Source organism: Fictibacillus sp. BK138, assembly GCF_004216955.1.
In the GTDB taxonomy this organism is placed as follows: domain Bacteria; phylum Bacillota; class Bacilli; order Bacillales; family Fictibacillaceae; genus Fictibacillus.
In genome coordinates this window covers 2,024,166-2,044,846 of record NZ_SGXL01000001.1, presented here as the reverse complement: position 1 = coordinate 2,044,846, position 20,681 = coordinate 2,024,166, and the positions used below count along the sequence as shown (strand labels likewise).

The following is a 20,681-nucleotide window of genomic DNA, read 5'->3' as shown; positions in this document are numbered from 1 at the left end:
GCGCGTATATTCTATGTGCCTGTTTTCTTTGAATCGGTAAAGTCTTCAAAGTCAGTTTAGCAAACCGATAAATAATACATAAAGAGTGTGAATAAAAAATGAAGCTATCCATAAAAGAATGGGATCAGAAACTGAAAGACAGTTCTGCCGAAGAAATCAGCGGTCTTCTGAAGCATCTTGCATCAGATGAAAGGCAGGGTGCCAAAAAATTATTTAAAACATACACAAGCCGTTTATTAGAAGCGGAAGCGGAAATGAAAAGACTTGAGATCATGTGCAGTTTTGAAAAACAATGCACCTCTAACGGGAAAAAATTTATCGCTGGAGTCGATGAAGTTGGCAGAGGTCCGTTAGCTGGACCAGTAGTAGCCGCGGCCGTTATTTTACCAGAAGGCTATATGCTAAAAGGAATCAACGACTCCAAAAAACTATCAGAAAAAAAACGAGAAGAATTATATGAAAGACTTGTAGAAGATGCTGTTTGTTATAGTATTCATTTAGTTCAGCCTGAAAAGATCGACGAGATCAACATCTATCAGGCATCTAAGCTAGCCATGACTGAGGCAGTCTGCCAGCTGAAGGTAGAGCCAGATCAGCTTTTGATCGATGCCATGGAAATCGCTCTGCCGATCGAACAGATGAAAATTATAAAAGGGGATGAAAAAAGCATCTCTATTGCAGCAGCATCTATTGTTGCTAAAGTTACACGGGACCGATACATGAAGAAACTGGACCAAACATATCCTCATTATGGTTTTAAATCAAATATGGGCTACGGCACAAAAGAGCACCTTAAAGCGCTGAGAACATTCGGGGCAACTGAAATACATCGCAAATCGTTTAGTCCAGTGGGAGAAATTATTCAGTTTACTGGGAGTGAATAAGGTGTTATCGATTAACAACATCATCAATCCACAGCCGCTTGCAGAAAATTCAGCAAAAGGCATCAACCTGAAACTAAACCAATTCTTAACGGCAAAAATTTTAGAGATCTTTCCTGATCAAACAGCAAAGATCTTATATAATGGAACAGCCTTGCATGCAAAATTAGAGGCTCCTTTAACGAAAGGGAATCATTATTTGTTTGAGGTTGGAGAAAAGAACGGATCAATAATCTTAAAAAAAATAGATGTAGATCCCTCAAAATCAACGACCGAACAAATGCTGCAAAAGTTAAATCTTCCTCAAACAGATAATAACAAAAAGGCTGCTGAGTTTGTAATCTCTGAAAAAATACCCGTAACAAAAGAAAATGTTAAACAGGTTGCTGATATCCTTCAGCTTGCCACAAACATTCCATTTAAAGAGAAGAAAGAAGTTATTCATCGAATGCAAGAACTTCAGCTTCCAGCTAAGCCAGCTTTGGTTAATGCAGTCATAGCCAGTATTCAAAGTAAACCAGATCAAGCTGAGATGAGACAATTGTTCGAGTCTCTTACACCTTATGTACATAAAGATAAAAGCATAGCAAAAACAGTTGATCTGCTTCAGAACTTATTTGGTTTTAAGAGCCATCATTCGGTTCCAAAAGAACGTTCACAAATATCTGTAAGCTCGACAAACACTATACATTTACCAAAAGAAACTAGAGTTCAGCCTGGGAATTCAGTAATAGAAATAATAGGGTTGAATCAAGTATCTAAAGATGAAGCGAAAACAAGTCAAACAAACCAGCCTACTGTACAAAGAGCGGAAGCTTCAGTTAACGATACCAAACGCCAGGCTGCAGATGATTTCTTACAAGCTGTCCAAAAATGGCTGCAGAGATCAGGGCTGCTGCACGAAAGGATTTTATTGAAAGATCCCCTCCAATTAACGCAAACAGAAACTTTAAAATCACACATTATAACTTTAAAACAAAATTCAGAATCACTTGGACTGCCTGAAAGTGTTACAGTAAAGACTGAGCAAGCGCTCAATAAACTTACGAGCCAGCAGGTTCAAAACATACCAGCTAACGAACATCTGCATCAGTTTGTTCTGCAGATTCCACTTGGACAGAATGAAAACCCAAGAGAGATTTCAATCCGGTGGGAAGGGAAGAAAAATAACGGACAATCGTTAGATCCAGATCATTGCAGGATGGTGTTTTGGCTGGAGATGAAAAATTTAAAAGATATTGCAGTGGATGTTCAGATACAAAACAGAATTTTGTCTTTAAAAATTTTCAGCGAACATCCTCAAATCGAGAATCTTTCAAAAGCATTTCTACCATCATTAAAGAAAAGCTTAAGTGAGATGAACTATACGCTATCTTCAATAAATTTTTCACAAAAACAAAAAAATGAAATAAAAATCCCTGAGGCAAACACAGGATATAAAGGGATGGATCTGCGTATATGAAAAAAAATATAAAAGAAGCTGTAGCACTTAAGTATAATCCCGAGGAATCAAGTTCTCCCAAAGTAACAGCCAAAGGTAAAGGTGAAACGGCTGATCGAATCGTTCAAACTGCATCAGAGTATAATATTCCGATTCAGGAAGATCCTTCACTTGTGCACTTATTATCAAAATTAGAGATCAATGAAAGCATCCCAGAAGAACTTTATGAAGTTGTAGCAGAACTTTTTGCTTTTATATATCAAATCGATCAAGAAGCAAAATGATAAACATAATTCTTGGTCAAACGGGCATTGCTAACATAAAGGAGTGTGCACAATGCCAAAAAACAAACTTGTCGTACAGCAATCCGAGCAATTAGTTAATCAATTCAGAGAAGAGATGGCTGAAGAATTCGGACTATATCGCCCTGCAGCAGAAAAAGAAGCGATTACACCGAAGCTTATTAAAGAACAGGAAAACGAGAAAAACAAATGAAATAAGCTTTGGAAGCTCCTATTTTCCAAAGGCAAAAAACAGTAAAACCAAAACCGTATCATGATGGTTTTGGTTTTTTATTTGTACAGAAATCCTGTATGCGCTTGCAATTTTCTGAAGAATAGTGGACATAAGACGCTTGGTCTTATACAATGATAACGGTACTTTAAGTTTTCACCATGATAGGAGGATGGAGAGTAAATGAATATCCACGAATACCAAGGTAAAGAGATACTTAGAAAATATGGTGTGGCTGTTCCAAACGGAAAAGTGGCATTTTCAGTTGAAGAAGCTGTAGAAGCTGCTAAAGAACTGGGGAGCGCTGTATCTGTTGTAAAAGCACAGATTCATGCAGGCGGCCGCGGTAAAGCAGGTGGCGTAAAAGTTGCCAAGAATATTGATGAAGTGCGTACATACGCAAATGAAATCTTAGGTAAAGTTTTAGTTACTCACCAAACTGGCCCTGAAGGTAAGGAAGTTAAGCGCTTACTTATCGAAGAAGGCTGTGACATTAAGAAAGAATATTACATTGGTCTTGTGCTTGATCGTGCAACTTCAAGTGTAGTAATGATGGGATCTGAAGAAGGCGGAACTGAAATTGAAGAAGTGGCAGAAAAGACGCCTGAAAAAATCTTCAAAGAAGTAATCGATCCTGCGATCGGTCTTCAAGCATTCCAGGCAAGACGTTTAGCTTATAACATTAACATTCCAACGGAACTTGTAGGTAAAGCTGTTAAGTTCATGATGGGATTATATACTGCATTCGTTGAAAAAGATTGTTCTATCGCTGAGATCAACCCATTAGTTGTTACGGGAGACGGAAACGTAATGGCACTTGACGCGAAAATGAACTTTGATTCAAATGCTTTATACCGTCATAAAGACATCTTGGAATACAGAGATCTAGAAGAAGAAGATCCAAAAGAGATTGAAGCTTCTAAGTATGATCTAAGCTATATCTCTTTAGATGGAAATATCGGCTGTATGGTTAATGGTGCTGGTCTAGCTATGGCTACAATGGACATCATTAAGCATTATGGCGGTGACCCTGCTAACTTCCTTGATGTTGGGGGCGGCGCAACAACTGAGAAAGTAACGGAAGCGTTCAAAATTATTCTTTCTGACAAAAATGTTAAAGGGATTTTCGTTAACATCTTTGGCGGTATCATGAAATGTGACATCATTGCGAATGGTGTTGTAGAAGCAACTAAACAAGTTGGCCTTGAACTGCCTCTAGTAGTTCGTCTTGAAGGTACAAACGTTGATCTAGGTAAAAAGATCTTAAAAGAATCCGGTCTTAATATTACAGCTGCTGATTCAATGGCTGACGGTGCAGAAAAAATCGTCGCATTAGTTAAGTAATAAAGAAAACATTGCAGGAAGGATGGGAATTTAAAGCATGAGCATTTTTATTAATAAAGACACAAAAGTCATCGTTCAGGGTATTACAGGTTCCGTTGGTCTTTTCCATACGAAACAAATGCTTGAATATGGTACAAAAATTGTGGGCGGAGTTACACCTGGTAAAGGCGGAACTGAAGTTGAAGGACTTCCTGTATTCAACACAGTTGCTGATGCAGTTAAAGAAACTGGAGCAAACGCTTCTGTTATTTATGTTCCTCCAGCATTTGCTGCCGAAGCAATCATCGAAGCTGTTGATGCAGAACTTGATCTAGCTATTTGTATTACAGAAGGTATTCCTGTAATGGATATGGTTAAAGTTAAGCGCTATATGGAAGGCAAGAAAACTCGCTTAGTTGGACCAAACTGCCCGGGTGTCATCACTCCTGAAGAGTGTAAGATTGGTATCATGCCTGGCTACATCCACACGAAAGGACACGTAGGTGTTGTCTCACGTTCTGGAACATTAACTTATGAAGCTGTTCATCAGCTTTCAGAGCGCGGAATTGGACAATCTACAGCTGTTGGTATCGGTGGAGACCCAGTTAACGGGACGGACTTTATTGACGTTCTAAAGGCGTTTAACGAAGATGAAGATACGTATGCAGTAATCATGATTGGTGAAATTGGCGGAACTGCAGAAGAAGAAGCTGCAGAATGGGTAAAAGCTAATATGACTAAACCAGTTGTTGGCTTCATCGGCGGACAAACAGCACCTCCAGGAAAACGTATGGGCCATGCTGGTGCGATTATCTCTGGCGGTAAAGGTACTGCAGACGAGAAGATCAAAACAATGAAGGCATGCGGAATTAAAGTTGCAGCAACACCTTCAGTAATGGGTGAAACTTTAGTTGAAGCACTTAAAGAAAACGATCTTTACGACGTTTGTGTAACAAACAAAGAAAAAGCATCAAAAGCATAAATAACATAAGAGGTGTGTACAGCATCTCTAACATCGTGAGAAGCTCCCAGAAATAGGGGGCTTTTTCACTTTAATTAACTATTGGTTCATAGGGAGGAAAAGGATTTGGATTACGAACGCTTAATCTTTCTTCATCATTGTGAAGGTCTTACATGGAAACATTTCAAGAATATTTTAACAGCCGATCCGGATTTAGTAGATATATTTAAAATGGATGTAAAGAGCCTGATGAAGTCATTCGCATTAAGCGAGAAAATGGCAGTACGCCTATATTCCTTTATGAACCAAAAGAATAGTACATACATAATGAATGTTTTAAAGAAAAATTCGATATCTGCCATCCCTTATTTTCATAACGATTATCCAACTAGTTTGAAAACAATATTTGATCCGCCATGGGTACTTTATGGAAGAGGAGATTGGAGTACGCTGAAACAGGATAAAATAATAAGTGTGGTAGGAACGAGAAATCCGAGTTCTGATGGATTGGGTTCCTTAAGCAAGGTCCTTTCACCTCTGCTGAAGAAACAATGGGTAGTCGTAAGCGGGCTTGCAAGAGGGATAGATACATATGCACACCGGTTATGTCTAGTAAACGGGACGCGAACAGCTGCAGTTCTAGGTTCTGGAATAAAATGCGTATATCCTACTGAAAATAATAAACTGGCAGAAGAAATCAGCAGTCAAGGAATCCTTATTTCAGAGTTTCCGCCTTTTGTTCAGCCAAAACGCTGGCATTTCCCATTGCGTAACCGTATAATTAGCGGTCTCGGCAAGGCAACTCTAGTTGCTGAAGCGAGAACGAAGAGCGGATCGCTCATTACCGCGGATCAGGCATTAGAACAAGGCCGTGACGTCTTTGCCATTCCAGGATCTATCCTTGAAGATTGTGCAGCAGGTACAAATTTCTTGATTCAGAACGGCGCAAAACTCGTAATGTGTGCAGAGGATATAGCCGATGAATGGACTTAACCGTTTTCATTAAATTAGGAAACAGTTTGACAAAAGCAGATACATTATTTAATAATAGGGAAGATTTCACTAAACCCTTAAAGGGGGATAAACTGTAAATGGAAAAATACTTAGTCATTGTTGAGTCTCCCGCAAAAGCAAAGACGATAAAAAAATACTTAGGGAGCAAATATGACGTAAAAGCATCTATGGGACATGTTCGTGATCTGCCCAGAAGCCAGACCGGCGTAGATGTAGAAGCAAATTATGAACCTAAATACATTACTATCCGTGGTAAAGGTCCAATATTGAAGGACTTAAAAACAGCAGCAAAAAAAGCGAAACAAATCTTTCTCGCGGCTGACCCGGATCGTGAAGGTGAAGCAATCGCATGGCATCTTGCTCACAGTTTGGAGATGGATTTAGATTCTGATTGCCGAGTTGTATTTAATGAGATTACTAAAACCGCGATAAAAGATTCATTTAAGAGACCGAGAAAAATCAATATGGACTTGGTAGATGCCCAACAAGCCAGAAGAGTACTTGACAGACTTGTAGGGTATAAGGTCAGTCCATTATTATGGAAGAAAATTAAAAAGGGTTTAAGTGCAGGACGGGTTCAAACTGTAGCTGTCCGATTGATAGTCGAACGTGAAAAAGAAATTGAAGCTTTTCAACCGGAAGAATATTGGAAGATCAAAGGGATATTCAGTGCTTCGGGCGAAGACTTTGAAGCTCAGTACTTTGGACTCAACGGCAAGAAACAAGAGCTTTCAAATGAAGATGAAGTAAAAGATATCCTGAGTAAAATCAAAGGGAAATCCTTTACGATTGATTCTGTACAGAAGAAAGAACGAAAAAGAAACCCTTCACCGCCATTTATCACTTCTTCCCTGCAGCAGGAAGCTGCTAGAAAGCTTAACTTCAGAGCGAAGAAAACAATGATGCTCGCTCAGCAGCTGTATGAAGGGGTCGACCTTGGAAAAGAAGGTACAGTCGGTTTGATCACTTATATGCGTACTGACTCAACCCGAATCTCAGACACTGCAAAAAGTGAAGCTTCGGAGTTTATCGCTAACGAATATGGAAAACAATACGTGAACAGCTCTAGAGCTGAAAAGAAATCAGGAAAGAATGCTCAGGATGCACATGAAGCTATTCGTCCTACTTCAGTTATGTATCATCCAAAAGAGTTGAAGACCTATTTATCCAGAGACCAGCTCCGTCTTTACAAGCTGATTTGGGAACGTTTTCTGGCAAGTCAGATGTCTTCTGCAGTACTGGACACTATGACTGTTGATCTTCAAAACAATGGAGTAACATTCCGTGCAACAGGATCAAAAGTAAAGTTCCCTGGATTCATGAAGGTTTATGTAGAGGGCAATGATGACGGCAAAAAAGAAGAAGACCGAATCCTGCCTGCTGTACAAGAAGGAATGAAGGTTGACAAGAAAGATTTGGAGCCGACACAGCACTTTACCCAGCCGCCGCCGCGCTATACTGAAGCTAGATTAGTACGGACGATGGAAGAATTGGGGATAGGAAGACCTTCTACTTATGCTCCGACTCTCGATACGATTCAAAAGAGAGGTTATGTTGCATTAGACGACAAGAAGTTCGTTCCAACTGAACTTGGAGAACTTGTCTTAGAGATGACACTTGAGTTTTTCCCTGAAGTCTTTAACGTCGAATTTACTGCCAAGATGGAAAGTGATCTCGATGAAGTTGAAGAAGGAAATATCGATTGGATCAAGATCATTGATGAATTCTATAAAAACTTTGAGAAGAAGCTTAAAATTGCTGAAGCAGAAATGCAAAAAGTAGAAATTAAGGATGAACCGGCCGGGGAAAACTGCGAGAAATGCGGACACGAGATGGTCTATAAGATGGGACGTTTCGGTAAGTTCATGGCATGCTCCAATTTCCCGGATTGCAGAAACACCAAGCCAATCGTCAAAGATATAGGCGTTGAATGTCCATCTTGTCATAAAGGATCAATTGTCGAAAGAAAAAGCAAAAAGAAACGAGTTTTCTATGGCTGCAACAGATATCCTGATTGTGAATTCGTTTCATGGGACAAACCCATTGCAAGAACATGTCCGAAATGTAATAGTATGTTAGTAGAAAAGAAAACGAAAAAAGGAAAAGTTGTTCAATGCGTGTCGTGCGACTATTCCGAAGAGGAAGCAAAGTAAGGAGTTTTACCATGAGCCATCAACATGTTAACGTAATCGGAGCGGGTCTTGCCGGCAGTGAAGCTGCTTGGCAGATCGCAAGCCGAGGAATAAAAGTTAAATTATATGAAATGAGACCGGTTAGACAGACACCGGCTCATCACACTGAAAAATTTGCAGAGCTCGTGTGTTCAAATTCATTGCGGGCAAATACATTAACAAATGCTGTTGGTGTATTAAAAGAAGAAATGAGGAAATTAAATTCCGTTATCATTTCATCTGCAGATGATTGTGCAGTACCTGCAGGCGGCGCTTTAGCTGTCGATCGTCACGAATTTGCAGGGCTTGTAACAGAACGAGTTAAGAATCATCCTAATGTTGAAGTAATAACAGAAGAAGTAACAGAAATTCCAGATGGTCCGACAATTATCGCTACGGGTCCTCTAACTTCTGATCATTTATCAAAAGCTTTAAACTCTTTAACTGGCGAAGAATATTTATATTTTTACGATGCTGCTGCTCCTATTATTGAAGTAGAGAGTATCAATATGGATAAGGTCTATTTGAAGTCCCGCTACGATAAAGGTGAAGCAGCTTATTTAAACTGTCCGATGACTGAAGAAGAATTCGACCGTTTTTACGAAGCTCTTATCACTTCTGAAACGGTTCCTTTAAAAGAGTTTGAAAAAGAAATCTTTTTTGAGGGTTGTATGCCTGTTGAAGTAATGGCTAAGCGTGGCAAGAAGACTCTGCTTTTCGGACCGATGAAACCCGTAGGCCTTGAAGATCCGAAAACAGGAAAGATTCCATATGCTGTCGTTCAGTTAAGACAAGACAATAGTGCAGGGACGCTTTATAATATTGTAGGGTTTCAAACACACTTGAAATGGGGACCTCAAAAAGAACTTATTCAGCTTATCCCAGGTTTAGAAAATGCAGAGGTTGTGCGCTACGGTGTTATGCACCGTAATACATTCTTAAACTCCCCTAAACTATTAAAAGACACTTATCAGCTAAAAGAAAGAGATGATCTTTTCTTTGCAGGGCAGATGACAGGTGTTGAAGGATATGTGGAAAGTGCTGCATCTGGACTGATCGCTGGCATAAATGCAGCAAAACTCGTAAAAGGCGAGGAGTTAGCTGTTTTTCCTAGAGAAACTGCAATCGGAAGTATGGCATATTATATTACGACTGCAAATCCTGATAATTTTCAGCCGATGAATGCAAACTTTGGTTTGATGCCTCCACTTGAAACAAGGATTAAAAACAAGCAGGAAAGAAACATGGCAATCGCAGAACGAGCATTGGAAACAATTCAGAATTTTATAACAAATTTGTGAACATCTATTGCTTTAGCCCCTAAGTTGTGATACGATTTAGGGGCTTTGTGAGGTGTATGAAATGGAATCAGAACGCCAGCTCGTGGTGGATTTTCTTAATTATTTGATGATTGAGAAGAACAGTTCGCCATATACGATCGAACACTATGAAAAAGATATTAATGATTTTACTTCTTTTTTGAAACAGCAAGCAATCGAAGGATTCGCTGCTGTTTCTTATGTTTTAGTTAGACATTATCTCGTGACCCTTCATGAAAAGAAGTATGCGAGAAATACGGTTGCTAGAAAGATATCTTCCATGAGAAGTTTTTACCGGTTCCTGAATCGGGAAAAAGTCGTGGAACAAAACCCTTTTGCAATGGCCTCTCTACCTAAAAAAGCGAAAATGCTTCCTCAATTTCTTTATGAAAAAGAGTTGGAGAAGCTTTTTAACGTGTCTGATTTAAGTACGCCAATCGGACAAAGAAATCAGGCCATTCTCGAATTGCTCTATGGTACTGGCATTCGTGTGAGCGAATGCTGCAAACTGCAATTGAAGGATCTTGATCTTTTTGTCGAGGCTGCCTTAATCAAGGGAAAAGGGAAAAAGGAAAGGTATGTTCCCCTCGGTTCTTTTGCTAAGGAAGCATTAGAAAGATATATCAGCGATGGACGGAAAGTTTTACTTGAAAAAACAGAAAATAAAACGGATTCCCTGTTTTTAAATTATAAAGGGGAACCTTTAAGTGCGAGAAGCGTAAGAAACATATTGAATAAAATCATTGAAGAATCGTCGCTCAATATACATATCAGTCCACACGTTTTAAGACATACTTTTGCGACACACATGCTCAATGAAGGTGCAGACTTAAGAACAGTTCAGGAACTCCTGGGACATTCGCAGCTCTCATCAACACAAGTCTACACACATGTAACGAAAGATCATTTGAAAAAAATCTATAATAATGCGCATCCTCGTGCATAAAAAACAAAAAGGGAGGGATTTTTCGATGTCAACTTTTCATGCGACCACTATTTTTGCTATTCAGCACAATGGAGAAGCTGCAATGACTGGAGATGGCCAGGTCACTTTCGGCAATGCAGTTGTAATGAAGCATACTGCCAAAAAGGTAAGGAAGCTGTATGGTGGGAAAGTACTTGCTGGTTTTGCAGGCTCAGTAGCAGATGCATTTACTCTTTATGAAAAATTCGAGAGCAAACTTGAAGAATACAGCGGCAACTTACAGCGTGCATCTGTTGAAATGGCTAAAGAATGGCGTACTGATCAAGTTTTAAGGAAACTCGAAGCATTGCTGATCGTTATGAACAAAGAGCATATGCTGCTTATTTCAGGAACAGGTGAAGTCATTGAACCTGATGATGGCATCCTTGCAATAGGCTCAGGCGGAAATTATGCTCTTGCAGCAGGAAGAGCATTGAAAAATAATGCTCCTCAGCTTTCTGCTAAAGAAATAGCGCTCGCTTCATTGCAAACAGCCGGAGAGATTTGTGTCTACACAAATACGGAGATTGTATTAGAGGAACTGTAAAATCCTATATAAGGAGTGATTTTGTTTGAACAGTCAACTAACTCCAAGGCAGATCGTTGAAAAACTCGATCAATACATTATTGGACAAAAAGATGCTAAAAAAGCAGTGGCGGTTGCTCTCAGAAACCGTTACAGAAGAAGTCTCCTGGATGATAAACTTCGCGATGAGGTATCTCCAAAAAATATTTTAATGATCGGTCCGACTGGTGTCGGAAAAACAGAGATTGCAAGAAGACTTGCAAAACTTGCTCAAGCTCCTTTTATTAAAATAGAAGCTACGAAATTTACTGAAGTAGGCTATGTTGGTCGAGATGTCGATTCCATGGTTCGTGATCTGGTTGAAACATCTGTGAGGCTTGTTAAAGAGCTGAAAATGAATGAAGTCAAAGACAAGGCCGAACAGAATGCGAATAAGCGTTTAGTAGAACTTCTTGTCCCTGGAAAAAAAACAGAAACAAGCTATAAAAACCCCTTAGAAATGTTTTTCGGCGGCGGGAATCAAAACCAGGAACAGTCAACACAGCAGGATGACGAAGGGAACTTAAAGCAAAGACGAAACCAGATGGCACAAAAATTAGCTCTTGGAGAAATGGAAGATCATCTAGTAACAGTGGAAGTCGATGAGCAAAACCCTTCAATGCTAGATATGTTTCAAGGCTCTGGTCTTGAACAGGTTGGCATGAATATGCAAGACATGTTAGGCGGGATTATGCCTAAGAAAAAAAAGAAAAGAAAGCTTACCGTTCGTGAAGCAAGAAAAGTTCTGACACAAGACGAAGCAGCAAAATTGATCGATATGGATGACGTAACGAGTGAAGCTGTTTATAAGACAGAACAAACAGGTATTATATTTATAGATGAGATTGATAAAATTGCCGGAAAGAATCAAAACTCTGCAGATGTCAGCAGAGAAGGTGTTCAAAGGGATATTCTTCCCATCGTAGAAGGTTCCACTGTCATGACGAAATATGGTTCGATTAAGACTGATCATATTCTATTTATTGCAGCAGGTGCTTTTCACATGGCAAAACCTTCAGATCTCATTCCCGAGCTTCAAGGAAGATTTCCGATCAGGGTAGAATTAAATAGCTTGTCTGTTGAAGATTTTACACGTATATTAATAGAGCCTGATAATGCGATTGTAAAACAGTACAAAGCTCTATTAAGTACAGAAGGTATAAATGTTGAATTTTCTGACGATGCTATTGCTAAGATTGCAAGCATCGCATTTGAAGTCAATCAAGACACCGACAATATTGGTGCGAGAAGACTTCATACCATATTGGAGCGCTTACTCGAAGACTTGTCTTTTGAAGCGCCAGATATCAGTTTAGATCAAATTACCATTACACCCGAGTATGTAGAAGAAAAACTGGCTAATATCGCAAAGAATAAAGATCTGAGCCAATATATTTTATAGGATGCACTAGGAGGAAGAAATACAATGAATTTATTAAACAAAGCAAGAAGCATTAACTCAATGTTGCAACAAACAGGTGGTAAACAAGTAAACTTTAAGGAAATGGCTGAAACACTTAGCTCAGTTATCGGAGCTAATATATTCGTAGTCAGCCGCAGAGGAAAGTTGTTAGGAACTGCTCTAAAGCAGGATATTGAAAACGAGCGTATGAAAAAGATGATTCAGGATCGTCAATTTCCTACGGATTACACGAAAAATCTTTTCAACATTACAGAATCAATGGCTAACATCGATGTTGAAAGTGATTACACAGCTTTCCCTGTTGAGAACAAGGATTTATTCTCGACAGGCTTAACGACGGTGGTACCTATCGTAGGTGGTGGTGAAAGACTAGGAACTCTTATCTTATCCAGACTGTCTACGTCGTTTGAAGAAGATGACCTAGTATTAGCAGAGTATGGTGCTACAGTAGTTGGTATGGAGATACTTCGCGAGAAAGCGGAAGAGATTGAAGAAGAAGCTAGAAATAAAGCTGTTGTTCAAATGGCGATCAGTTCATTATCATATAGTGAGCTTGAAGCGATCGAACATATCTTTGAAGAATTAGAAGGCAATGAGGGCCTTCTAGTTGCGAGTAAAATTGCTGACCGTGTAGGTATCACAAGATCAGTAATCGTTAACGCGCTTCGTAAGTTAGAGAGTGCAGGAGTTATCGAATCTCGTTCACTTGGCATGAAGGGAACGTACATCAAGGTATTAAATGATAAGTTCTTGCTTGAACTTGAAAAATTAAAAACTTCTTAAATCTAAAGATTAAAAACCAATCCGGATAGGGTTGGTTTTTTTTTGGTCTCAAACATGGATGTTTTTGAAAGTGATTGATTTCCGTTCCAGGTGCTCGCTTTCCGCGGGGCGTGCGGTGAGCCCACTCGTTGCTTTGCGACATTGAATGGTCTCACCTGTCCTGCTTCATGGGAGTATCCTTGCTCCTGTGTCTACTAGTAAATGCTACCGATGTAAGGGTTCCTCGTCGCATGCCAAACGAGAAGCTTCTCATGTTGTAGGCACGCACCTTGCACTCCAATCAATCTTTCAATGAAGCGAAAAAAAGTTAGAATGCAATTACCTGTTAGAAAAAATGGTCGATCGTATTTTAGACTGTTCTTGAAGATGATTAATTTCCGTTCCAGGTGTTCGATTACCCTCGGGCTGCGGTGAGCCTTTAAGATTCTCACCCTGACCCGCTTCATGGAAGTATCCTTGCTCCTGCATCTACGAGTAATTGCAACCGATGTGACCTTCCTCGTCGCATGCCTAGGGAGAAGTTTACTATGTGGTAGGTAACTTGCACTCCAATCAACTTGTGAGTAAAGAGAAGTTCAGGAAAAAGGCAACGGTCTACTTAAGATACGTGCTATTCAAAGAGGTATGTTTGAGCGAGCTTTTCATAAAAATATGGACATTTTTATGTTTTTGTTAAAAAAAATGTCGATTAAAAAAAGATTAGTAAAGTTGTACTGTTCGGCTAAATACGACAGGGATTTTATTACTAGATGAAGAATTAGGTATAAAGTCACGGTCGAAACATAGTGCTTTCTATCGAAAAAAGTCATTTTGGGAAAAAATACATAGACACTTTTTGGATATATCACTTAAAATATGATATAGCGGTAAGATTTAACATTAATTGAAACATCTATAGTAAAAAAGAGGGAAGTGATCAACTTGTTCTCTAGCCCTGTCATGAAAAACTTGGAAATGGCATTAGATGGATCAGCGTTAAAACAGAAAACCATTTCAAACAATTTGGCTAATGTGGACACTCCTGGATATAAAGCGAAAGAAACCGTTTTTAAACAGGAATTTGAAAGAAGTTTAAATGCATACCGTACAAATCAGCGCCATTTTACTTTTAGTACGGATCGACCATCCTCTTTTTATGTAAAAGAGCAAGGCGGCACAACCATGAACCATAACGGAAATAATGTGGATGTCGACAAAGAGATGGCTGAACTGGCAAAGAATCAATTGTATTATCAAACACTTGTACAGCGAATTAACGGAAAATTCAATTCAATAAAGATGGTTGTTAAAGGCGGGAGATAAATATGGGTATGTTTGAAGCACTGAATTTTTCTGCATCTGGATTAACTGCACAGCGATTGAGAATGGATGTAGCTTCTTCCAACATGGCAAATGTTGATTCGACAAGAGGCAGGTTGTTAGAAAATGGGGAGTGGGAACCATATAGGCGGAAAATGGTGGTGCTGGATTCAGGAGAGTCCAGTTTTAAAAGCATGTTTAATAAAGCAGTGAATCAGAATGGAAATCTTAATGGTGTTAAAGTAAGTGGAATTAAGAATGATGAGACACCTTTTAAATCTGTCTATCAGCCGGATCATCCGGATGCAGGAGAAGATGGGTTTGTACAACTTCCAAATGTAGATCCTCTAAAAGAGATGGTTGATTTAATGAGTGCGACACGTTCATACGAAGCAAATGTTACAGCATTGAATGCAGCAAAGGGTATGTATTTAAAAGCCCTTGAAATCGGCCGTTAGGAGAGGTAGCACATGGATAAAATTTCTTTAGGAACGATTCAAAGCATGAACGGTGTATCTCCGTCTGCAAAAACGACACCTTATGAAGCTCAAGAAAGCTTCAAAAATTATCTTAAGGGTGCATTGGAGAATGTAAATGAGACACAAGCACAGTCTAACGCAGCTACACAAGCGTTGATGAATGGCAATATGGATAATCTTCATCAGGTCATGATTACGGCAGAGAAAGCGAGTGTTACATTGCAGACCACTCTTGAAATTCGCAATAAAGTGGTAGAAGCATACCAAGAAATCATGAGGATGCAAGTTTAATAGCTAATACATAATTCGAAGTTCGCATTCTATTTTGGGGGTAGCTTCAAAAAATTTTTATTGTGTTTATCGGGGGAAAAAATGAAAGAAAAATGGAAACAAGTCACCAAGCAAATCACTGAACGTTTCAAATCACGTTCTAATGCACAAAAAGGACTAATTCTTGGCGGGATATTCATTTTTATTGCAGGCTTTATTTTTCTGACCGTGATGATGTCCAGTCCGAACCTTGTACCTTTATATACGAATCTCTCTCCGCAAGAAGCTGGGCAGATCCAAGAAAATTTAAACAGTAAAGGGATCGCCAACGAAGTGCAGGATGGCGGGAAAACAATATTGGTTCCACAAGACCAGGTGAATAACCTTCAGGTACAGCTTGCTGCTGAAGGGCTGCCTAAAAGCGGGAATATAGATTTTTCATACTTTGGAGAAAAATCGGGATTCGGAATTACAGATAAAGAATTCGGAGTTCTTGAAAGAGAAGCAACACAAACGGAAATTGCTAACTTGATCAAGAGTATTAATGGGGTAGATGACGCAAGTGTAATGATTACACTTCCGGAGAGCAGTGTCTGGGTCAATCAGGAAGAAGAGAAAGCATCTGCTTCTGTAGTTCTTTCATTAGGTGCCGGGGCACGGCTGGATGAAGAACAAGTGAAAGCACTTTATCACCTAGTATCTAAAAGTGTCGCTGATCTTCCTATGGAAAATATCGTCATCACAGACCAATACTTTAATTATTATGATCTAAACTCAGTGAACTCAACTTCTTCAGCATCAAAGTATGAAGAGCAAAGAAAAATAAAACAGGATGTAGAAAGAGACCTTCAGCGCAGAGTGCAGCAGATGCTGGCTACGATCATGGGACAGGGCAAAGTTGTAGCAACTGTAACGACGGATATAGATTTTACTGAAGAGAAACGTGAAGAAACCTTAATCGAGCCCGTAGATAAGGAAAACATGAAAGGCATCGAGATAAGTGTTGAACGGATTCGGGAGACGTTCACCGGCGAGGGTGCAACTGCCGGGGGTGTATCCGGAACAGGTGATCAGGAAGTACCAACATACCCTGGGTCAGCTGCTGGATCTAACGGAGATTACGAAAAAGTAGAAGAACGCATCAATAATGAAGTGAATAAGATCCGTAAAGAAATCGTAGAGAGTCCATACCAGATTCGCGATCTAGGAATTCAAGTGATGGTTGAACCTCCTAATCCGAAACAACCTGATTCATTGCCGCAAGAAAGATTAGATGATATTGAACAGATTTTGAGTGCGATTGTTAGAACGAGTATTTCAAAGGATGTTAACAGCGAATTAACAGAAGAGCAGATTCAAGAGAAGATCTTCGTTTCTGCACAGCCGTTTAACGGCAAGCCAGACATGGTGACTGCAAAGGCAGGCATTCCACTATGGATCTATATTACAGGCGGTATCCTGCTGATCGTTATTATTCTATTAATCTTCTTGCTGACACGAAAAAGAAGAGCGGAAGAAGATAAAGGCACGATAGAAGAATACGAGATGGAAGAACAACAGACATATTATGTACCTGATGTGAACAAGGAGCAGGGCTCAGAAGGCACGGTACGTAAAGAACAGTTGGAAAGAATGGCTAAAGAAAAACCAGAAGAGTTTGCAAAACTAGTACGAACGTGGTTGTCAGAGGAATAGGAGGTAACGAACGATGGCAAAAGGTGTAAAAGAGCTGTCAGGAAAAGAGAAAGCAGCGATCCTCGTTATCTCTTTAGGTCCTGATGTAGCAGCTCAAGTGTACAAGCATTTGAGTGAAGAAGAAATTGAAAGGTTGACTCTGCAAATCTCTCAAGTAAGAAAAGTAGATTCAACCCTAAAAGAAGAGATTATCACTCAGTTTCACCAATTGGCGCTTGCGCAAGATTACATTACTCAAGGCGGTATAGGGTACGCCAAAACGGTTCTGGAAAAAGCCGTCGGCAAGGATGAAGCCATGCAGATTATAAACAGGCTGACTTCCACACTGCAAGTTAGACCGTTCGATTTTGCGCGTAAAGCTGACCCAGGGCAGATTCTTAATTTTATACAAAATGAGCATCCGCAGACGATTGCACTTATATTAGCTTACTTAGATTCATCCCAGGCCGGACAGATCTTGTCTGAATTGCCGCAGGAAATGCAGGCTGATGTTGCAAAAAGAATTGCACTGATGGATAGGACTTCACCTGAAGTGATCAATGAAGTTGAACAGATTTTGGAGAGGAAGCTGTCAGCTACTGTAACGCAAGACTTTACTCAGGCCGGCGGAGTAGAAGCTGTCGTTGAAGTGCTTAATGGTGTTGACCGGAGTACAGAAAGAACGATACTTGATGCTCTAGAGATTCAAGATCCTGAACTTGCAGAAGAAATTAAGAAGAGAATGTTTGTGTTTGAAGACATCGTTACTCTTGATAACCGTGCGATTCAGCGTGTTATTCGTGAAGTTCAAAATGAAGACTTGCTCCTCGCTCTGCGTGCGTCCAGCGAAGAAGTGAAAGAAGTTATGTTTAAAAACATGTCACAGCGTATGGCTGAGAACTTTAAAGAAGAGATGGAGTTCATGGGTCCTGTACGTCTGCGCGACGTTGAAGAAGCTCAATCGAGAATTGTTGGTACGATCCGCAGACTTGAAGAAGCAGGAGAGCTGGTCATCGCTAGAGGCGGAGGAGATGATGTGATTGTCTAAGGTAATAAAATCTTTTAACAATCGCACGACTGAAAATATTGAGAAGGAAACAGATGTGGTAATCGGTATACAGCCTGTTTCCATATTCACAGCTCCATCCAGCAGTCTTATAGAAGAAGATGATGAAACTAGGATTCAGCGACTAAAAAATGAAGCAGCTGACCTCCTTGAAGAAGCTGAAAACGAAGCAACCAGAATAAAAACAGAGGCTGAAATGTTTCTGCAGGAGACGCAACAAAGACTTGCAGCACAAGAACAAGAGTGGCATTTAAAGATGGAACAGGAATTTGAGAAGACGAAACAAGAAGGCTATGAAACTGGTTTTCAGAATGGTTTAAATCAAGGGCTTGAAAATTGGAGCAATCAACTGGACGAAGTAAAGCATTTTATTGAAAAAACGAAACAAGACTATTATCAAGTTTTAAGTGAAGCAGAACCACAGATGATTTTATTAGCTATGAAAGCAGCCGAGAAAATTATCGGAAAGAAGCTTGAGGAAACACCAGAAACATGGGTTTCGATCGTAAAGCAGCTTGTTAAAGAAGCCCGTGAGTTTGAAGAAGTAAAATTATATGTTCCGGTCGATTGGTTCGATTTGACTGTCCAGCACCGTGAAGAATTGAAGAATGTGCTTCAATCCACTTCTTCACTATTCATCTATCCTGATGAATCATTAAGAGAAAATGGAGCGGTTATTGAGTTTCCGTTCGGAAAAATAGATGCCACTCTTGATGTTCAGCTAAAAGAAATAAGAGATAAGCTGCTGGAACAAATTGAGGTGACAGAAAATGAACGTTGATCACCTGCTGGATTCTTTACAATCGATAGATTCCTTTAAAAGATACGGAAAAGTAATCCGAGTCATTGGTCTGATGATCGAATCCAAAGGACCGAAAACTTCCATCGGTGATGTTTGTTATATTCATACAGCTAATGGCAGAAAACAAAAAATCAAAGCAGAAGTTGTCGGCTTTCAAGAAGAGAATGTGCTGTTGATGCCTTTTACATATGTGAAGGATATTGCCGTAGGCTCTCTTGTTGAGGCGACGGACAGACCTCTTGAAATTAAAGTAGGACAGTCCTTGATCGGCAAGGTTTTAGACGGGATGGGTGCTCCACTCGATGGAGCAGCTCTGCCAAAAGGATTATTCCGATATCCTACAGAAAATGAGCCGCCTAATCCGATGGAACGTCCTAGGATCCATGAGAGCATCCAGCTAGGAATTCGGTCGATCGACAGTCTTTTGACCGTAGGGAAAGGTCAGCGTGTAGGGATATTTGCAGGTAGCGGTGTAGGGAAAAGTACTCTGCTTGGTATGGTGGCGCGAAATTCTACAGCGGATCTGAACGTTATAGCCCTTATAGGCGAACGTGGACGTGAAGTGCTGGATTTTATTGAACGAGATCTTGGTGAAGAAGGGTTAAAACGATCTGTTGTGATTGTTGCAACATCTGATCAGCCAGCGTTGATGCGGATAAAAGGCGCACAGACAGCTACTGCTATTGCTGAATATTTCAGAGACCAAGGAAAGAATGTCATGCTCATGATGGATTCGGTAACACGTGTAGCCATGGCGCAGCGGGAAATCGGGCTGGCAGTAGGTGAGCCTCCGACAACAAAAGGCTATACTCCTAGTGTATTCGCTGTCCTTCCTAAGCTGTTAGAGCGTTCAGGCACGAATAGAAAAGGCACGATTACAGCTTTTTATACGGTGCTTGTAGATGGAGATGACTTTAACGAACCGATTTCTGATACGGTCCGAGGGATATTGGATGGACATTTTATCTTGGATCGGAACCTTGCAAATAAGGGTCAATTTCCAGCGGTGAATATTTTGAAAAGCATTAGCCGTGTAATGAATGATATCGTTTCAAAGGAACATCGGCAGGCTGCAGACCGGTTTAGAGAACTGCTTTCATCCTATGTTGATGCAGAAGACCTGATCAGCATTGGAGCGTACAAGAGAGGCTCTTCCAAATCAGTTGATGAAGCCATTCAGATCTACCCAAGCATTTTAGCTTTTTTAAAACAGCAGATCGATGAAGATGTGAGTTTTGACGAAGCCGTCGGACGGCTGCTTATGGAATTTGGAAAGGATGATCAGTAATGTCGTTTCAATTTTCAATGGAAAAAGTTCTTTCAGTTAAACAAAAAGAAAAAGAATCCATTGAACTGGAGCTTGGTGAAGCTGTTCAGGCATTCGAGAGTATCGCAGAAGAAATTTACAGTCTATTAAAACGTAAAGAAGATATTGAGAATCTCTCAAATCAGCAGTTCCAACAAAGAATCGTCGTCAATGATCTTCAGAATACACAGCGCTTTCTTCTATCTATGTCAAATAAGATTAAAGAAATGCAGCCCGTCTTACAAAGAGCCAGAGAAAGAATGCAAGTCATCCAGCAAAAACTGCTTCAACAGACGATCGAAGTAAAGAAGTATGAAAAATTAAAAGAAAAACAATTTAGTGCCTATGAAATGGAACTGACTTTGTATGAAAACAAACAGAATGATGAATTCTCCGTATTGCGCTATGCGAAGTCGTGAAAACAGGT

General features: G+C 39.9%; 21 protein-coding genes. All 21 read left to right on the top strand.

The window, feature by feature from the left end:
- The first annotated feature begins 98 nt into the window (after window positions 1-98).
- The 21 genes from EV282_RS10085 to fliJ all read left to right on the top strand — a co-directional run bounded on the left by EV282_RS10085 (window position 99) and on the right by fliJ (window position 20,673).
- The gene (locus EV282_RS10085) at window positions 99-884 is read left to right on the top strand and encodes a ribonuclease HII (protein ID WP_130295702.1); all 786 of its coding nucleotides are present in this window, start codon (window positions 99-101) and stop codon (window positions 882-884) included.
- Window position 885: 1 nt separating this feature from the next.
- Complete coding sequence (locus tag EV282_RS10080; protein WP_130295701.1) at window positions 886-2,343, top strand: flagellar hook-length control protein FliK; 1,458 nt, start codon at window positions 886-888, stop codon at window positions 2,341-2,343.
- Complete coding sequence (locus EV282_RS10075) at window positions 2,340-2,606, top strand: EscU/YscU/HrcU family type III secretion system export apparatus switch protein (protein WP_130295700.1); 267 nt, start codon at window positions 2,340-2,342, stop codon at window positions 2,604-2,606. Before EV282_RS10080 ends, EV282_RS10075 begins: the two co-directional genes overlap by 4 nt.
- Before the next feature lie 52 nt (window positions 2,607-2,658).
- Window positions 2,659-2,817 (top strand): small, acid-soluble spore protein, alpha/beta type, encoded by a 159-nt coding sequence (locus EV282_RS20210; RefSeq protein ID WP_165389412.1) that lies wholly within the window; start codon window positions 2,659-2,661, stop codon window positions 2,815-2,817.
- A gap of 201 nt (window positions 2,818-3,018) precedes the next feature.
- The gene (sucC, locus tag EV282_RS10070; RefSeq protein WP_130295699.1) at window positions 3,019-4,179 is read left to right on the top strand and encodes an ADP-forming succinate--CoA ligase subunit beta; all 1,161 of its coding nucleotides are present in this window, start codon (window positions 3,019-3,021) and stop codon (window positions 4,177-4,179) included.
- Window positions 4,180-4,216: 37 nt separating this feature from the next.
- Complete coding sequence (gene sucD, locus EV282_RS10065; protein ID WP_066289375.1) at window positions 4,217-5,140, top strand: succinate--CoA ligase subunit alpha; 924 nt, start codon at window positions 4,217-4,219, stop codon at window positions 5,138-5,140.
- Between the two features lie 105 nt (window positions 5,141-5,245).
- A complete protein-coding gene (gene dprA, locus EV282_RS10060; RefSeq protein WP_130295698.1) occupies window positions 5,246-6,112 on the top strand; it encodes a DNA-processing protein DprA in 867 nt (288 codons plus the stop codon).
- Between the two features lie 98 nt (window positions 6,113-6,210).
- On the top strand, window positions 6,211-8,286 hold the full coding sequence (topA, locus tag EV282_RS10055) for a type I DNA topoisomerase (RefSeq protein WP_130295697.1): 2,076 nt from the start codon (window positions 6,211-6,213) through the stop codon (window positions 8,284-8,286).
- Window positions 8,287-8,297: 11 nt separating this feature from the next.
- On the top strand, window positions 8,298-9,605 hold the full coding sequence (trmFO, locus tag EV282_RS10050) for an FADH(2)-oxidizing methylenetetrahydrofolate--tRNA-(uracil(54)-C(5))-methyltransferase TrmFO (RefSeq protein WP_130295696.1): 1,308 nt from the start codon (window positions 8,298-8,300) through the stop codon (window positions 9,603-9,605).
- A 61-nt stretch (window positions 9,606-9,666) separates the two neighbouring features.
- Window positions 9,667-10,569: a tyrosine recombinase XerC gene (xerC, locus tag EV282_RS10045; RefSeq protein ID WP_130295695.1), complete on the top strand. Its 903-nt coding sequence runs from the start codon at window positions 9,667-9,669 to the stop codon at window positions 10,567-10,569.
- Window positions 10,570-10,594: 25 nt separating this feature from the next.
- Window positions 10,595-11,134, top strand: coding sequence for an ATP-dependent protease subunit HslV (gene hslV, locus EV282_RS10040; RefSeq protein ID WP_130295694.1), 540 nt, complete (start codon window positions 10,595-10,597; stop codon window positions 11,132-11,134).
- 25 nt (window positions 11,135-11,159) lie between these two features.
- Window positions 11,160-12,554, top strand: a complete 1,395-nt coding sequence (hslU, locus tag EV282_RS10035; RefSeq protein ID WP_130295693.1) for an HslU--HslV peptidase ATPase subunit — start codon at window positions 11,160-11,162, stop codon at window positions 12,552-12,554.
- Between the two features lie 24 nt (window positions 12,555-12,578).
- Window positions 12,579-13,358 carry a GTP-sensing pleiotropic transcriptional regulator CodY gene (gene codY / locus EV282_RS10030; protein WP_066289397.1) on the top strand — a complete coding sequence of 260 codons (780 nt, stop codon included), beginning with the start codon at window positions 12,579-12,581 and terminating at the stop codon, window positions 13,356-13,358.
- 915 nt (window positions 13,359-14,273) lie between these two features.
- The gene (flgB, locus tag EV282_RS10025) at window positions 14,274-14,660 is read left to right on the top strand and encodes a flagellar basal body rod protein FlgB (protein ID WP_130296953.1); all 387 of its coding nucleotides are present in this window, start codon (window positions 14,274-14,276) and stop codon (window positions 14,658-14,660) included.
- Between the two features lie 8 nt (window positions 14,661-14,668).
- The gene (flgC, locus tag EV282_RS10020; protein ID WP_130296952.1) at window positions 14,669-15,115 is read left to right on the top strand and encodes a flagellar basal body rod protein FlgC; all 447 of its coding nucleotides are present in this window, start codon (window positions 14,669-14,671) and stop codon (window positions 15,113-15,115) included.
- Window positions 15,116-15,127: 12 nt separating this feature from the next.
- On the top strand, window positions 15,128-15,427 hold the full coding sequence (gene fliE, locus EV282_RS10015) for a flagellar hook-basal body complex protein FliE (protein ID WP_130295692.1): 300 nt from the start codon (window positions 15,128-15,130) through the stop codon (window positions 15,425-15,427).
- Between the two features lie 81 nt (window positions 15,428-15,508).
- Window positions 15,509-17,101 carry a flagellar basal-body MS-ring/collar protein FliF gene (gene fliF, locus EV282_RS10010; RefSeq protein WP_130295691.1) on the top strand — a complete coding sequence of 531 codons (1,593 nt, stop codon included), beginning with the start codon at window positions 15,509-15,511 and terminating at the stop codon, window positions 17,099-17,101.
- A gap of 13 nt (window positions 17,102-17,114) precedes the next feature.
- Complete coding sequence (gene fliG / locus EV282_RS10005) at window positions 17,115-18,128, top strand: flagellar motor switch protein FliG (protein WP_066289406.1); 1,014 nt, start codon at window positions 17,115-17,117, stop codon at window positions 18,126-18,128.
- Window positions 18,121-18,927, top strand: a complete 807-nt coding sequence (gene fliH / locus EV282_RS10000; protein WP_130295690.1) for a flagellar assembly protein FliH — start codon at window positions 18,121-18,123, stop codon at window positions 18,925-18,927. Before fliG ends, fliH begins: the two co-directional genes overlap by 8 nt.
- Window positions 18,917-20,236 (top strand): flagellar protein export ATPase FliI, encoded by a 1,320-nt coding sequence (fliI, locus tag EV282_RS09995; RefSeq protein WP_130295689.1) that lies wholly within the window; start codon window positions 18,917-18,919, stop codon window positions 20,234-20,236. The genes fliH and fliI overlap by 11 nt, the downstream gene beginning before the upstream one ends.
- On the top strand, window positions 20,236-20,673 hold the full coding sequence (gene fliJ, locus EV282_RS09990; RefSeq protein WP_130295688.1) for a flagellar export protein FliJ: 438 nt from the start codon (window positions 20,236-20,238) through the stop codon (window positions 20,671-20,673). Before fliI ends, fliJ begins: the two co-directional genes overlap by 1 nt.
- Window positions 20,674-20,681: the final 8 nt, after the last annotated feature.